Annotated in this window: 13 protein-coding genes; 7 read left to right on the top strand and 6 right to left on the bottom strand. The window is 65.8% G+C overall.

Translation table 11 applies throughout. From position 1 onward, the window contains the following. Nucleotides 1-117: 117 nt before the first annotated feature. Nucleotides 118-792 (bottom strand): ABC transporter ATP-binding protein, encoded by a 675-nt coding sequence (locus K0B96_RS01930; RefSeq protein ID WP_220163218.1) that lies wholly within the window; start codon nt 790-792, stop codon nt 118-120. Between the two features lie 65 nt (nt 793-857). Here K0B96_RS01930 and K0B96_RS01925 point away from each other — a divergent pair, with 65 nt between their 5' ends. Both K0B96_RS01925 and K0B96_RS01920 read left to right on the top strand, forming a co-directional pair. Further along, a complete protein-coding gene (locus tag K0B96_RS01925) occupies nt 858-1481 on the top strand; it encodes an arylesterase (protein ID WP_220163216.1) in 624 nt (207 codons plus the stop codon). A gap of 164 nt (nt 1482-1645) precedes the next feature. Beyond that, nucleotides 1646-1861, top strand: a complete 216-nt coding sequence (locus K0B96_RS01920) for a hypothetical protein (protein WP_220163214.1) — start codon at nt 1646-1648, stop codon at nt 1859-1861. A gap of 146 nt (nt 1862-2007) precedes the next feature. Here the strand turns inward: K0B96_RS01920 and K0B96_RS01915 are convergent, their stop codons facing one another. Both K0B96_RS01915 and K0B96_RS01910 read right to left on the bottom strand, forming a co-directional pair. Next, on the bottom strand, nt 2008-4131 hold the full coding sequence (locus tag K0B96_RS01915) for a vWA domain-containing protein (RefSeq protein ID WP_220163212.1): 2124 nt from the start codon (nt 4129-4131) through the stop codon (nt 2008-2010). Nucleotides 4132-4221: 90 nt separating this feature from the next. Continuing rightward, nucleotides 4222-4758: an RNA polymerase sigma factor gene (locus K0B96_RS01910; protein WP_220163210.1), complete on the bottom strand. Its 537-nt coding sequence runs from the start codon at nt 4756-4758 to the stop codon at nt 4222-4224. Nucleotides 4759-4989: 231 nt separating this feature from the next. On the opposite strand from K0B96_RS01910, the gene K0B96_RS01905 reads away from it, so the two are divergent. The 3 genes from K0B96_RS01905 to K0B96_RS01895 all read left to right on the top strand — a co-directional run bounded on the left by K0B96_RS01905 (nt 4990) and on the right by K0B96_RS01895 (nt 8170). After that, nucleotides 4990-6600 (top strand): peptide ABC transporter substrate-binding protein, encoded by a 1611-nt coding sequence (locus K0B96_RS01905; RefSeq protein WP_220163208.1) that lies wholly within the window; start codon nt 4990-4992, stop codon nt 6598-6600. A gap of 179 nt (nt 6601-6779) precedes the next feature. Then, entirely contained in the window at nt 6780-7268 is a 489-nt protein-coding gene (locus K0B96_RS01900) for a hypothetical protein (RefSeq protein WP_220163206.1), read from the top strand. Then, the gene (locus K0B96_RS01895; protein WP_220163204.1) at nt 7265-8170 is read left to right on the top strand and encodes a DNA glycosylase; all 906 of its coding nucleotides are present in this window, start codon (nt 7265-7267) and stop codon (nt 8168-8170) included. The genes K0B96_RS01900 and K0B96_RS01895 overlap by 4 nt, the downstream gene beginning before the upstream one ends. A 10-nt stretch (nt 8171-8180) precedes the next feature. Here the strand turns inward: K0B96_RS01895 and K0B96_RS01890 are convergent, their stop codons facing one another. Then, nucleotides 8181-8933 carry a DUF6498-containing protein gene (locus K0B96_RS01890; RefSeq protein WP_220163202.1) on the bottom strand — a complete coding sequence of 251 codons (753 nt, stop codon included), beginning with the start codon at nt 8931-8933 and terminating at the stop codon, nt 8181-8183. 1 nt (nt 8934) lies between these two features. Continuing rightward, nucleotides 8935-9315 (bottom strand): VOC family protein, encoded by a 381-nt coding sequence (locus tag K0B96_RS01885; RefSeq protein WP_220163200.1) that lies wholly within the window; start codon nt 9313-9315, stop codon nt 8935-8937. A gap of 205 nt (nt 9316-9520) precedes the next feature. On the opposite strand from K0B96_RS01885, the gene nqrF reads away from it, so the two are divergent. Continuing rightward, nucleotides 9521-11800: an NADH:ubiquinone reductase (Na(+)-transporting) subunit F gene (gene nqrF, locus K0B96_RS01880; RefSeq protein ID WP_220163198.1), complete on the top strand. Its 2280-nt coding sequence runs from the start codon at nt 9521-9523 to the stop codon at nt 11798-11800. Here nqrF and K0B96_RS01875 read toward each other — a convergent pair. Then, nucleotides 11797-12624 (bottom strand): RluA family pseudouridine synthase, encoded by an 828-nt coding sequence (locus K0B96_RS01875; RefSeq protein ID WP_220163196.1) that lies wholly within the window; start codon nt 12622-12624, stop codon nt 11797-11799. The two genes, nqrF and K0B96_RS01875, sit on opposite strands and share 4 nt — an antisense overlap. A 216-nt stretch (nt 12625-12840) precedes the next feature. Between K0B96_RS01875 and K0B96_RS01870 the strand changes: the two genes are divergently transcribed. After that, on the top strand, nt 12841-14421 hold the full coding sequence (locus K0B96_RS01870; protein WP_220163193.1) for a GH3 family acyl-acid amido synthetase: 1581 nt from the start codon (nt 12841-12843) through the stop codon (nt 14419-14421). The last annotated feature ends 61 nt before the right edge of the window (nt 14422-14482 follow it).

Genomic DNA, 14482 nt, shown 5'->3' with positions numbered 1-14482 from the left:
CCCGTTAATCACGCCAATGAACGCGGATCATAACTCTCCTCTGGATAGATCAGTTCGCTCATAAGATCGTATTCGCGTCTATGCGCGGGATTCGCGGGAGACCAAAATCATAGTCCCTCATGCCACCACCGCGCCGCCGCGCAACCGCAGCACGCGACCGCATAATTTCGCCAGCTCGGGATCGTGCGTCACCAGCACCAGCGTCGTGCCCCGCTCGCGGTTGAGTCCAAAAATCAGCTCCACCATCGCGTGCGCCGTCTCCGCATCGAGGTTGCCCGTCGGCTCATCGCAAAACAGAATCTTCGGCCGGTTGATGAACGCCCGCGCCAGCGCCACCCGCTGCTGTTCCCCGCCCGAAAGCTGCACCGGATAATGATCCCCGCGCTCCCCGAGACCCACGCGCGTCAGCAACGCCTGCGCCTCCGCCTCGCGCCCTCCTTCTCCGCGCAACTCGAGCGGCACGAGCACATTTTCCCGCGCCGTCAGCGTCGGGATCAGTTGGAAATTCTGAAACACGAAACCCACATGCTCATTCCGCACCCGCGCCCGTCCGTCCTCGTTCAATGGCTCCAGCGCCTCGCCTGCGAGTGCCACGCTCCCGGTCGTAGCGCCATCGAGTCCCGCGCACAACCCCAGCAGCGTGGTCTTTCCGCTGCCGCTCGGGCCGACCACGGCGAGACTCGCGCCCGCTTCCAACTCAAACGAGACCTCATGCAACACCGTCAACGGCCCCGCGGCCGTGCGATACGTCTTCGTCAGCCGCTGGACTTTCAGGATCGGTTGCGCACTCATGGACAATGCCTGTCACAAGAACCCGCCTTTGGCTCGAAAGCTAGTTCAAGCGGTCGTATCGCTCCATGATCGCTCTCCGGTTTTGCCTCCTCCTCGGACTCGCCGCCACCTTGCGCGCCGCCGCCCCCGCGCCGAAAACGATCGTCTTCTTCGGCGATAGTCTCACCGCCGGTTACGGTCTCGACGCCCCCGAACGCGAGGCGTTCCCCGCGCTCATCCAACAACGCATCGCAGCCGCCCACCTGCCCTACCGCGTCGTCAACGCCGGCGTCAGCGGCGAAACCACCGCCGGCGGCCTTCGCCGCATCGACTGGGTTTTGCGGCAACCCGTCGATGTGTTCGTCCTCGCGCTCGGCGGCAACGACGGCCTGCGCGGCATCGATCCTGCCGTCACCCGCGCCAACCTCCAGGCGATCATCGATCACGTGCGCGCCAAAGCCCCCGCCGCCCCCATCGTCCTCGCCGGCATGCAAATGCCCGCCAGCATGGGCGAGCGCTTCACCACCCGCTTTCGCTCGCTCTTTCCCGATCTCGCCGAGAAAAACCACCTCACGCTCGTCCCCTTTCTGCTCGAAGGCGTCGGTGCCGTGCCCGCGCTGAACCAAGCCGACATGATTCACCCCAACGCTGCCGGCCACCGCCTCCTCGCCGACAACGTCTGGCGCGTGCTCGAACCCTTGCTCCGCTAGCGCCCTCGGGCTCGCCCTACCGCCTGCCGCTCCCTCCCATCGCGCGTCTTCGCGACGACTTTCCTCTCGCTGGATTCGCTGTCCTCCCGGAGGCGCCTGCCCAAACAGCCTTGCCGCTTTCTCTTTTTGCGTTCTCCTTCGGCCGAACCCAACCTCCTCCCCCTATGAAAAAACTCCTCCTCTCCCTCGCCACCCTCGCCGCCGCCGCCCTCGCGACCGCCGCCGATCAGCCCGCCAAAGCCGACGCCGCTTGCAAAGACGAAAGCGCCTGCTGCTGCTGCAAGAGCAAGGACGCGAAGTCCTGCGACACCACCGCCGCCGCCGCGAAGTCCGACAAGTGCGAATCTCACGGCGAAGTCGCCAAAACCGCCAAGAAATAACTCTGCGGTCGTCTCCCGTTTCGAGCCCGCGCCCACCCGCGCGGGCTTTTTCGTGCCCGCTCACCCCGCCTCCGTTCCCCCTCCTGCCCGCTTCCCTCTTCGTCCTCAGTGCCCGCCCCGTCGACTCGCCCCCCCGCGCACCGCCTTCAATTCACCAGCGTCTCCGCCCGCCGCGCCAGTTGGATAAACTCCGCCCGATACCCGCCCGCATCCGCGCCCGCGCCGGACTCCGCCCACGCCACCACGTTCGCCAGTGTCGCCGAACCCTTTTGCGGCGAATCGCGCAAAATCATTCCAAACGCCGCGACCGACGCCGCGAACTTGAAGTCCCCATCCGCGTCCGCAAACGCCGCGCCGCGATCCACCAGCGGAAACTCCAGCTTCCGGCTCTTGTCGCCCGCCGGCTCCTTGTAACGCACCTTCAGCGTGAGCAACTCCTCCGAGTTTGGAACTTGGTCCTTGGTGCTTGGAGCTTTCACCGCGGCGTATTTCAACGGATCGATCGCCGGCCCGCTCGCCGCCGCATCCGCATCTTTCGTCCCGACCGGCACGATTTCGTAAAGCGCCGTCACCGTGTGGCCCGCGCCAATCTCGCCCGCATCGACTTTATCGTTGTTGAAATCGCGATTCTCCAGCCGCCGGTTCTCGTAACCGATCAACCGGTAACGCGCCACCTTCGCCGGATTGAATTCCACCTGCAGCTTCACGTCCTTCGCCACCGTGACGAGTGTCCCGCTCACCTGCTCCACGAGCAGCTTCTCCGCCTCGCGCCGGTTGTCCACGTAGCCGTAGTTGCCGTTCCCCGAGTCCGCCAGTTTCTCGAGCGTCGCATCCTTGTAGTTGCCCATCCCAAACCCGAGCACCGTCAGAAACACGCCCGACTTCGCCTGCTCCGTGATGAGCCGCGTCAACTCGCCCTCGCTCGTCATCCCGACGTTGAAATCGCCGTCCGTGCAGAGCACCACGTGGTTGATTCCGCCCGACACGAAATGCGCCTTCGCCACGTCGTAAGCGAGCTGGATGCCCTGCGCGCCGTTCGTCGATCCGCCTGGGCTCAACTCATCCAACGCCCCCAAAATCTCCGCCGCCCGCTTCACCGGCGTCGTCGCCAGCGCGAGACCCGACCGCCCCGCATACGTGACGATCGCCACCGTGTCGTCCGGCCGCAGCCGGCTGACAAGCAGCCGCATCGATTCCTTCACCAGCGGCAGTTTATTCGGCTGGTTCATCGAGCCCGACACATCGAGCAGGAAAACCAGATTCGCCGCGCCGCGCTCCGCCGCCGACACCTCGCGCGCCTTCAACCCGATCCGCACGAGCCGGTGCTCCGGCGCCCACGGCGCACTCGCCACCGCCATCGACGCCGCAAACGGCGCCGCCTCCTCCTTTGTAGGCGGGGTGCCCTCACCCCGCACCCTCCCCGGTGCCGCATAATGATACGGGAAATAGTTCACCAACTCCTCGATCCGCACTGCATCGACCGGCGGACGACGACCACTCTCTAAAAACCGCCGCACATTCGCGTAGCTCGCCGTATCCACATCGATCGAAAACGTGGACAACGGCTCCAGCGCCGCCGCGATGAAATCGCCCTCGGTCTGATACGCGTAGGCCTCCGTATTAAAATCGCGCAGCGTCTGCGACACGGCCCCCGCAAACGTCGTCTGGCCAAGCACCGTGCCGCCCACCAATCGCGCCTTTTCGTTGCTCGCGTAACCGAGCGCGTCCGCCGTCGGCTCCGCCACTTTCGGCAGCGCAGCGGGCAACTCCAAAACCGTATCCGAGTTGAAACTCTGCTGCGCCCTCGCCGCTTCGTCCGCGGCCCGCGCCTGCGCCTGCCGCATCCGCAACGCCTTCGTGAAGGCGTCTTCGTGCAGTTTCTTCTCCGCCACGCGCTGCATCTGCCGCGCCCGGTATTCCGGCTCCTTGATCGCCAGCACCACCGCGAAACACGCCGCCGCCACGCCCGCGATCACGAAATACATCTGCGGAAACCGGAGCACCCGTGCCTGTTTCCGCTCGTAAACGGCCTCTCCCTGCGTCGCACCCGCCTGTCGCGCGCTCGCTCCCTCCTTCGCCGTGGCCTCCGTCGTTTCCGCCGCCATCGCCGCGTGCAAGTGCCCCGCCATCGCGCGAATCTCCTCCACCGCCGCGCGCGCCGCCGCATCGTGCGCCAACCGCGCCTCCACCGCCGCGCGCGCCGCGCCCTCGAGTTCGCCGAGTGCGTAAGCCGTCAGTTGCGGATCATCCGCCAAAGAGTCTGCCTTCATGTTAAGTCCCGTTTTCACGTCTCAGTCCTTCGTTGCTTCGTTCTTCGTCCCCATCGCCTGGCATCTGTCGTCCTTCGTCCGCTCTCGTCGTCATGGCCGTTGCGCCGCGAATTCCGTCCGCAACCTCGTCACCGCGGTGTGGATCAGGAAGCCGACATTCGTCACCGAAAGCGTCGTGATGCGGCTGATTTCCTTGTAACTAAATCCATTCTGAAACTTCAACCGCACCACCTCCTGCTGGTTCGGCGGCAGCCGCCCGATCGAGCGCAGAACCGCCGCCTGCAACTCCTCCCGCTCCAACGCCGCCCCCGGCCTCGGCTCCGCCGCCACCACCCGCTCCGCTTCGCCTTCCGCGAATCGCTTCATCCGATTCTCCTTTCGCAACACGTCCAACGCCCGGTGCCGGCAAACCGTGAACAACCATTCTGCCAAATGCCCATCGACCGCTCCCACCGGTTGCGCCGCGAGTTTGACGAACGTGTCCTGCACCACGTCGCGCGCCCGGTCGTGATCGCCCAAGAGCCTCGCCGCATAACGCGTAAGGATCGGCTGAAAATGTTCGACGGTCGCGGGCAGCCCTTCGCTGGGTTCATGGATTTCCTCCGGATTGACGGACGCAGATTTCACGCAGGTTTCAGGAGTTAAACGCAGCCAGCGGCACTTTCTTAGACGTCCCGTGATTTTAGGCTGCAAGAGCCCGCGCTTGTCGCCGTTGTGCTGGAGGCCGTGCTCTGCGCCTCGCCTCTGAGCTTCGCGTAAATTCGCGTCATTCGCCGGGTAGGATTTTTCTGCTTGGTCCTCACGCGGGATCTTTTACCCGGCTTGGCACCCGCGACAAGCCGTGCTTCCGTCCCACTCATGCGTCCCTTTCTCGCGCTCGTCGCCCTCGCCGCCGGCTTCCTCGCCGGCTGCGCGAAACACGTCTCGTCCGTCACCGACGCCGATCGCACGCAAACCCTCCTCCTCGGCAACGCCGCCGAACCGCAAGACCTCGACCCGCAGATCGTCGCCGCCTTCACCGATCAAAACATCTGCGTCGCCCTCTTCGAAGGCCTCACCGCTTTCGACGAACGCACCTCCGCCGCCCGCCCCGCCGTCGCCGAACGCTGGGAATCCACCGCCGACGGCCTCACATGGACCTTCCATCTCCGCCCCACCGCCCGCTGGTCCGACGACACGCCGCTCACTGCCGACGACTTCGTCCAAGCCTGGCACCGCATGCTCGCTCCCGCCCTCGCTTCCGAAAACGCATATCTTCTTTACCCGCTCAAAAACGCCGAAGCCCTCAACACCGGCCACCTCACCGACCCCGCCGCCCTCGGCGCCACCGCCCTCGACGCCCACACGCTCCGCCTCACGCTCGAACATCCCGCGCCGCATCTCCCCATCCTCGCCGCGCAACCCGCCTGGTTTCCCGTTCCTGTTCGCACCCTCGCGAAGTTCGGCGGCGCCGAACGTCGCGGCACGGCGTGGACGCAACCCGGCCACCTCGTCGGCAACGGCCCCTTCGTCCTCACCGCCTGGCAGCCCAACGCCCGCCTCACCGTTGAGAAAAACCCGCACTACTGGGACGCCGCCCACGTGCAGCTCGCGCGCATCGTTTTCTTCCCCATCGAAAATCCCGCGGCCGAAGAACGCGCCTTTCGCGCGGGCCAGTTGCACGTCACCGCCGAACTCCCGCTCTCGAAAGTCGACGCCTATCGCGAGCGCGATCCCGCCGCCCTCCGCATCGATCCGCTCCTTGAAACTTTTTTCCTTCGTTTCAACACCGCCCGTCCGCCGCTTGATCGCGCCAAAGTTCGCCAGGCTCTCGCCCACGCGATCGACCGCGACGCCATCGCCCGCAGCGTCCTCCGCGGCACCCGCGCCCCCGCCACCCATTATACGCCGCCCGACTGCGCCGGCTACACGACACGCGCCGAATTAACCAGCGACGCCAACCTCGCCCGCCGTCTCCTCTCCGACGCTGGCTTTCCCGGCGGCCGCGGCTTTCCCATCCTCGAAGTGCAGGCGCGCAACGACGAGATCCACACCAAAGTCGCCGAGGCGATTCAAGCCATGTGGCAGCGCGAACTCGGCATCACCGTGAAGATCGCACCCATGGAGCAAAAGACGTGGCTCCAAAACATGATGTCGCAAAACTACACGATCTCCACCGCCCGCTGGGTCGCCGACTTCCCTGATCCCTCGACCTTCCTCGACGCCTACGTGACGGGCAACGGCTACAACATGACCGGCTGGTCCGACGCCACCTACGACCGACTCATCGCCGAAGCCGGCCGCGACGCCGACCCCGCGCACCGCTACGAACTGTATCAAACCGCCGAAGCTCGCCTCCTCGACGCCGCCCCCATCGCTCCCGTTTTCTTCGGCGCGCGCACCTACCTCATCAATCCCGCCGTCCGCGGTTGGGAGCCCGCCACCCTCGGCCTCCACCGTTACAAAAACGTTTCCCTCGCCCCGCAATGATCGCCGCCGCGAACATGTCCGCGGCAGCTAGGCCGGCATTGCGGAAATCGAACTCCGTGGTCGGGAGAACGCCGCCATCACGCGCATGATTGAACGTCGCCGCGCGCCCGCACCCTCGCCCGTTTTCCAACTCGCACCGCGCAGTTGTCATCTCTCCTCCTCGCCCCACTCTTCTCCTCATGCGCTCCGTCGCCGCCGCCTTCACCCTCGTCCTTTTCCTCTCCGCCACCGCCCTCGCCTCCGCGGCGGATTTCAGCTTCGTCCGCGTCTGGCCCAGTTGGCGGGCTGAAGATTCGTTCACCCGCATCAGCGAGTATTTCACCGGCCACGAACCACACACGCGCGAAACCGTCCTTCGCACCAAGCCCGACTATCGCGGCGGATTCTATTTTCTCACGCGCATCCGCCAAAGCGATGGCGCCACCACCGTCCCGGCCACCTTCCGTCTGCAAGTGATCATGCCCACCAGTCCGGAACCGAAAACGTTTTCCTTTCCCGCCGAAATTCCGCCCGGCAGTCACGTTTTCAACCTCGGCCTCACCGGCAGCGACTGGCCCGACATCAAAGCGCGTCCCGTAGCGTGGAAACTCGAACTCGTCGGCCCCGGCGACCAGATCCTCGCGACCCGCCAAAGCTATCTTTGGTCGAAGCCCGACGGTCAGCGGTGAACACCCTTTCCGACTCGTGGACCGCGTGGCAACCCCTGCCATCGACCCGCGGTCTCAGCGCCGCCGTGCTCGCCGAAACCCTCGACGGCGGCCAGGCCTTTCGCTGGCACGCCCAAACCGACGGCGTTTATCAAGGCGCGTGGAGCAACCACGTCGCGCGGCTGCGCGCCACGCGTGACGGCGTCGCCTGGTCCGCGCCCGCCGCCCTCGCGCCCGCGACCTCCGCCGCCCTCGCCGACTATTTCGTCACCCGCACCGACTGGCGCGCCCTTGCCGACACGCTCCCTTGGCGCAGCGATGCGCACCTCGCGGCCTGCCTCGCCGCATTTCCCGGCCTCCGCCTGCTGCGTCAGCCCTTCGGCGAAACGCTCCTCGGCTTCCTCTGCAGCGCCACGAAACAAATCGTGCAGATCAAGCAAATGGTCGCGCTCCTCGCCACCCGCCACGGCGCCCCGATCCTGCCGTCCTCCGCCGCCGCCGCGTTCCATCGCCTGCCCACCTGGCCCGAACTCGCCGCCGTCCCCGAAACCGAACTACGGGCCTGCCTCCTCGGCTTCCGTGCGCGCTACATCAGCGCGACCGCAAAATTTCTCGCCGCGCATCCCGGCTGGCTCGAGGAAACCGAGGCCGCGCCCTACGCCCTCGCGAAAGCACGCCTCTGCACGTTGCCCGGCGTCGGCGAAAAAGTCGCCGATTGCGTGCTCCTCTTCGGCGCCGGTCGCCTCGAAGCGTTTCCCGTCGACGTGTGGATTTTGAAAACGATGGCCGCGCGTTACGGCCTCGTCGACTGGGGCTCCGCCCAAGTCGCCCATTTCGGCCGCACTCACTTCGGGCCGCTCGCCGGCCTCGCGCAGCAATACCTCTTCGCCTACGAACGCGCCGCCGCCCGCCGCGCCGCGTAACGTCTCCGCGCTACGAATCCGACGCCACCGGCGCTCCCGTGCGTTTTTCCCGGCCCCACCCGAAAATCCGCCAAGGGAAAAAATACGCCGCATAAGCCACCGCGTAGACGGCGAAGTGATGCAGCTTCAGCGCATACGCGCCGGCGAAAAAGAAGATCAACAGGTGCAGTCGCACCACGTTTTTATACGGCGCCAGCAACGGCGAATCCCCTTGCTCCCCTTTCCGTTGCTCGATCGCCGCGGACGTCATCGCGCCATCGTCCGGCTTCGGCGGACGCTCCCGAAACGCCGCCCGCTCCGCCACCAGCGCCAGTGGCACGAAAATCCAATACGCCTTGAACACGTCGCGATACAGCCCCAGCGACGGAAATCCCGTGGCCCGCTCGCTTCCTCCCTCGAGTGGAAAAAACTGCGCCAGAAACACCGAGTGGACGAAATGAAACATCCCGAAATGCAGGGTGAAAAAACCCAGCATAAACAGCACGCTGGCGCCCGTCGCCACCCCGACTCCACTCTTCACCGCCACGTCCCCGCGCGCTCCGCCAAACACCGCCGCCCGCGCAAACGTCCGCAGCGGAGCCGACAGCGTCCACACGATCACCGCGTAACCGACGAGCAGGCTCGACAACCACAGGCTCCACACGAGGTCGCGCGTTTCCCACTGTGCGAACCACGCCATCGTGAGCCCACCGGCAAACGCCGCCACGTCGATCCACACCGATGGCGCCGGCCACGGCTTCACCCCGCTCGCGTCGTCGGTCATCTCACTTGGCGCGCTGGATCAACTCCACCTCGTAGCCCTCCGGCGCATCGATGAACGCGATCACCGATCCGCTCCCTGACTTCGTTGGACCGTCGCTCAAAGGATATCCCTTCTTTTTCAACTCCGCCGCAAACGCTTCCAAATCCTCCACTTCGAACGCCAGATGCATCAAGTCCGCCTGCACCTGCACCGCCGGGCTGTTGGCAAGCTGGCAGATTTCAATTTCCTCCTCGCTGTTCGGCGTCGTCAGAAACGCCAGTTGTGCGCCGCGCGGCGAGGTGTGCCGCCGGGCGCATTTCAGTCCGAGAGCGTCTTCGTAAAACTTCACCGTGCGCTCGAGATCGTTCACGCGCATGCGCGTATGCAGTAGCTTTTTAACCATGCGGGGAGCGTGGCGAAATCTCCCCTCGCCGCAAGCAGGCCACGCAGAGAGTTCGCCGCTCTGCCGGCAGCAGCCAACCAACCGGGCGCCGTTCCCGACAACCTCTCTTGGGCTTTCTTTGGACGATCCTTGCTGCGGACTGGCCATGCCGCACCGCACGCCTCAACGTATTGCCCCGCCGCTTTTCTTTCTGTCGCGACAACCCATGAGCGTAGAGACTTTCCCTTCCCCCGCCAGCCCCGCGCCTGATTACAGCCTGACCGGCGTCAACACCGCCCGCGCCATCGAGCTCGGCCTCGCCGAAGCCGACTGGTATCAAAGCCCTATTCCGCGCGAAACCCTCCGCGCCCTGCTTGAGCGCCGCGACGGTCCTGCGCTCCGCGATACGCTGCTCTGGTTCGCGCTCATCCTCGGCACCGCTTACGCCACCTGGGCCCTCTGGCCGTCCGCCTGGGCGCTCCTCCCCTACGCGTTTTACGCCGTTCTTTACGCCTCCACCTCCGACTCGCGCTGGCACGAAGCCGGCCACGGCACCGCCTTCAAAACCGACTGGCTGAACAACGCCCTCTACGAAATCGCCTCGTTCATGGTCATGCGCGAATCGACGTTCTGGCGCTGGAGCCACACGCGCCACCACAGCGACACCATCATCGTCGGTCGCGACCCCGAGATTTTCGTGCCGCGTCCCGCCAAGGTGAGAAACATCTTTTTCGCCGTCTTCAACCTGCCGGTTTACCGCGCCTACTTTCCGCAAATCGTCCGCCACGCCCTCGGCCGCATGAGCGCCGCCGAGCAGACGTTCATCCCCGCCAGCGAGTTTTCCAAAGTCATCTTCCGCGCGCGCATCTACGTCGCCATTTACCTCGCCGTCCTCGCGCTCGCCGTCGTCACCCGCAGCATTTTACCGCTCCTGTTTATCGGCCTGCCCAATCTTTTCGGCTCGTGGCTGATGATCATCTACGGCCTCACGCAACACGCCGGCCTCGCCGAAAACGTCCTCGATCACCGCCTCAACTGCCGGACCGTCTACATGAATCCGCTCCACCGGTATCTCTACTGGAACATGAATTACCACGTGGAGCATCACATGTTTCCCCTCGTGCCTTACCACGCGCTGCCGCGTCTCCACGCCGCCGTGAAGGACGACATGCCTGCGCCATATCCGGGCCTCGTCGCCGCTTTCCGCGAGATTCTACCCGCCGTCTGGCGCCAGCGCACCGATCCCGCCTACCACGTCAAACGCCGCCTCCCCGCGCCGAAGACCCACGCCGCCGCCGCGCATCCGGTTTCCACCGCGCAACCCGATTCCGCCGGCTGGCTCGACATCTGCCCCGCCGCCGACCTCACCGCCGCCAACGCCCTGCGCTTCGATCACGGTCGCCGCACCTACGCGCTCTACCGCACCGCCGACGGCGCCCTCTTCGCGACCGACGGCGTCTGCACCCACGGCAACACCCACCTCGCCGGCGGACTGGTCATCGGCACGCAAATCGAGTGTCCCAAACACAACGGCCGTTTCCATCTCCACGACGGCTCGCCCGCGCGCCCGCCCATCTGCCGCGGCCTCGCCACGTATCCGATCGAGGAACGCGCCGGCCGCCTCTGGCTCAACGTCGCCCATCCCGGCGGCGCCGGCGCCCGCGCGCCCAAAACCTACCGCCTCCGCGTCGTCTCCAACCGCTCCGTCGCCACCTTCATCAAGGAACTCGTCCTCGAACCCATCGACGCCGCCGAGAAAATCGCGTTCACGCCCGGCGATTATCTCCAGCTCGATATTCCCGCCTACGAACTGATCCGCTTCCGCGAATTCGACATCCCCGCGCCCTACGCCGCCGTGTGGGAAGCTCAGCACGTCTTCGATCTCGTCGCGCGCAACCCCCAGGCCGGCCGCCGCAACAACTACTCGCTCGCGAGCAATCAGCAGACCGAACGCACGCTCCGCTTCAACGTCCGCATCGCCACGCCCCCGCCCGGCCAGGATTGCCCGCCCGGCGTCGGCTCCGCGTATGTGTTCAACCTCAAACCCGGCGACACCGTCACCGCCGTCGGCCCGTTCGGCGATTTCCATCTCAAGCCCACGCAAAAAGAAATCGTCTGCATCGGCGGCGGCGCCGGCATGGCTCCGCTCCGCGCGCAGCTCTCGCACCTTTTCGAAACCGAGTCCACTGCCCGCCGCGTGAGCTACTGGTATGGCGCGCGCTCGCGGCAGGAGATTTTCTACGCCGACTATTTCGAGCAACTCGCCGCCGCGCATCCCAACTTCACCTTCCACCTCGCGCTCTCGTCTCCGCTTCCCGAAGACAACTGGACGACGCACACCGGCTTCATCCATGACGTCGTCTACGAGCAATATCTGCGTTCTCACCCGCATCCGCAGGCCGTCGAGTATTACCTCTGCGGCCCGCCGCAAATGATCCGCGCCTGCACCAAAATGCTGGCCGCCCTCGGCGTCACCCCATCCCAAATCGCCTACGACGAGTTTTAGACCGCCGTCTGGCGTTCGCTCTTCGCGCCACCGGCACTCCCCCGCGGCGCGAATTTCCGGAGATACTTCAACGCCACCCCGAACTCTCTCGGCAAGGGCGCGTGCATCGTCACGCGTTCACGCGTCGTCGGATGCGTGAGCGTCAGTTCGCTCGCATGCAGCGCGAGGCGGCTGAGCAGCGGACGCTCCTCGTCGCGGCCTTTGTAGCGGCGCTTCAACTCCGATAGCAGCAGCTTCACGTCGGGGTCACCGTAAAACACATCGTTCAGCACCGGCGCCCCCGCCGCCGCCAGATGCACCCTGATCTGGTGGGTGCGTCCCGTCAGCGGCCGGCACTCCACCAGCGCGAAACGCCCAAACGGTTCCATCACGCGAAACTCCGTCACGCTCGCCTTGCCGCCGCGTTTGCGGAACACGCGCATGCGCCCCGGCTGGTGTTCGTCGGGGCCCAGCCCGAGCTCCACGGTAAACGTCTCCGGCAGCGCGCCTCCTCCCCCCGGTGCGCGCACCGGCTCGATCACCTTCATCGCCCGCTCCAACGGCAGCACCGCGGCGATCGCCAGGTAGCGTTTCTCCACTGTCTTCGATTGAAACTGCCCGCTCAAAAAATCCAGCGCCGGCTTCGTCTTCGCACACAACAGCAGTCCGCTCGTATCCGCGTCGAGCCGATGCACGTTCGCGACTCCGTGGCCCATTTTGTCGTGCACCAAGCCCATCAGGTTTTCGCGCTGCTTATCCCAACGATCAGGCGCGACGAGCATGCCGCTCGGCTTGTCGAACGCGATCATCACGTCGTCTTCGAAAAGGATGGGCGGCAAACTCATTCCCCCAACGTGAACGATTCCCGCGCGCGAGCGAAGCGAAAGAATGACCGCCCGCTTCCTTGGCGTCCGCATCGCCGGCGCGTGGCGTCTGCCGACATCCCATCCGGTCATGCCGTTGCGTAACTTCCTGCTAAAGATTCGTAAGCGGCTCCCCGTCGCGTGATTTCGCTTGCAGGCGCTCCGGGCCGCGCCGTGCTCACTCCCACGCACCCCGCCATGCCGGACCTTTTCCCGAAACTTCTCCCGTTCGGTGCGAGCCTGCTCACGGTGAGGGCCTCCCGGCGCCTCCGGCAAAAATCGCGCGGTCCCGCCCAGCAAGCACGCGCCCTTCGCGCCTTGCTCCCCCGCCTCGCCGCGACGGCCCACGGCCGGAGCCTCGGCCTCGCCGACGCTCGCGACTACCGCGCGTTCCGCCGCCAGGTCGCGCCCCGTGCTTATGAGTACTTCGCGCCACTGATTGCGCGCATGATGCAGGGCGAAGCCGATGTGCTCTGGCCCGGCCGCACCACGCACTACGCTGTTTCGTCGCGCACCACCGCCGGCCCCGCGAAACACCTGCCCGTCAGCGCCGCGATGCTGGCCCACTTCCGCCGCGCCGGCCTCAACTCGCTTCTCTACTACACGGCGCGCGTGGGCCACACCGGCGTGTTTCGGGGCCGGCATCTTCACCTCGGCGGCGCCACGCGGGCCGTCTCGCTTCCCACGGTCGATGGGTTCGAAGCCTGCGCCGGCGACGTCTGCGCCCTCACCGCCCTCAACCTGCCCCGCTGGGCCGAACGCCACCTCTACGAGCCCGGCACCGCTATCGCCCAAATGGCGGATTGGCCCGCCAAACTCCACGCCATCGCCCAACGCACCAGCGCGTGTGACCTCACCCTGATCGCCGGTCTGCCGAGTTGGATGCTCGTCTTCGCCGAGGTCCTGCGCACCCAACTCGGCTCGCGGGCCGAAACGCTGCAATCCCTCTGGCCCAACCTCGAGTGTTTCGTGCACGGCGGCGTGCCGATAGCCCCCTATGCCGACGACCTGCGGACGGCGATGGGACCCACGATTCGTTTTCATGAAATCTACGCGGCGTCCGAGGCGTTTATCGCCGCCCAAGACGCCACCCCCGACGCCGGTCTCCGCCTGATGACGGATGCGGGCATCTTCTACGAATTTCTCCCGCTCCGCGATTTTGAGCCCGACCGTCTCGCCGAACTCGGCGAGAAGGCCGTGCCGCTCGACGGCGTGCAGACCGGCGTCGATTACGCTCTCCTTCTCACCACGCCCGCCGGTCTCTGCCGTTACCTGGTCGGCGATGTCGTGCGCTTCACGTCCGTCGTGCCACCGCGGCTCGTCTATGTCGGCCGCACGCAGCTCCAGTTGAACGCGCTCGGGGAAAACGTCGTGGAAAAAGATCTCACCGACGCCCTCGTCGCCGTGTGCCAGCGTCAGCAATGGACGATCACTAATTTCCACGTCGCGCCCCTCTTCGGTCAGACGATCACCGGCCAGACGCGGGGCCGCCATGAGTGGTGGCTGGAGTTGCGGCCCGGCACCGTCAAGACACCGACCGGCCCCGCGCTCGCCACGGAACTCGACCGCGAATTGCAGCTTCGCAACGCGGACTACAAAGCCCGCCGGCACGGCGTGAACCTGCTCGATCCCGTTGTTCGCCTGCTCATGCCGGGCGTGTTCGAAAGCTGGCTCCGACATCACGGCCAGTGGGGTGGTCTGGGCAAAATGCCCCGCTGCCGCAGCGATCGCCTCGTCGCCGACGAACTCGCTCAAATCGCCCGCTTCGTTCCTGAGTGACCGCTCGCCGGCCCCTGCCGCGCGTTTCTCCCCGCGCGGCGCAGCGAAGTTCGGCACCAGC

Source organism: Horticoccus luteus, assembly GCF_019464535.1.
GTDB lineage: Bacteria > Verrucomicrobiota > Verrucomicrobiia > Opitutales > Opitutaceae > Horticoccus > Horticoccus luteus.
This window is presented reverse-complemented; position numbering and strand designations above follow the sequence as displayed.

Coding starts and splice junctions, on each gene's coding strand:
- K0B96_RS01930 (WP_220163218.1), bottom strand. CDS start 792: ATGAGTGCGCAACCGATCCTGAAAGTCCAGCGGCTGACGAAGACGTAT.
- K0B96_RS01925 (WP_220163216.1), top strand. CDS start 858: ATGATCGCTCTCCGGTTTTGCCTCCTCCTCGGACTCGCCGCCACCTTG.
- K0B96_RS01920 (WP_220163214.1), top strand. CDS start 1,646: ATGAAAAAACTCCTCCTCTCCCTCGCCACCCTCGCCGCCGCCGCCCTC.
- K0B96_RS01915 (WP_220163212.1), bottom strand. CDS start 4,131: ATGAAGGCAGACTCTTTGGCGGATGATCCGCAACTGACGGCTTACGCA.
- K0B96_RS01905 (WP_220163208.1), top strand. CDS start 4,990: ATGCGTCCCTTTCTCGCGCTCGTCGCCCTCGCCGCCGGCTTCCTCGCC.
- K0B96_RS01900 (WP_220163206.1), top strand. CDS start 6,780: ATGCGCTCCGTCGCCGCCGCCTTCACCCTCGTCCTTTTCCTCTCCGCC.
- K0B96_RS01890 (WP_220163202.1), bottom strand. CDS start 8,933: ATGACCGACGACGCGAGCGGGGTGAAGCCGTGGCCGGCGCCATCGGTG.
- K0B96_RS01885 (WP_220163200.1), bottom strand. CDS start 9,315: ATGGTTAAAAAGCTACTGCATACGCGCATGCGCGTGAACGATCTCGAG.
- nqrF (WP_220163198.1), top strand. CDS start 9,521: ATGAGCGTAGAGACTTTCCCTTCCCCCGCCAGCCCCGCGCCTGATTAC.
- K0B96_RS01875 (WP_220163196.1), bottom strand. CDS start 12,624: ATGAGTTTGCCGCCCATCCTTTTCGAAGACGACGTGATGATCGCGTTC.
- K0B96_RS01870 (WP_220163193.1), top strand. CDS start 12,841: ATGCCGGACCTTTTCCCGAAACTTCTCCCGTTCGGTGCGAGCCTGCTC.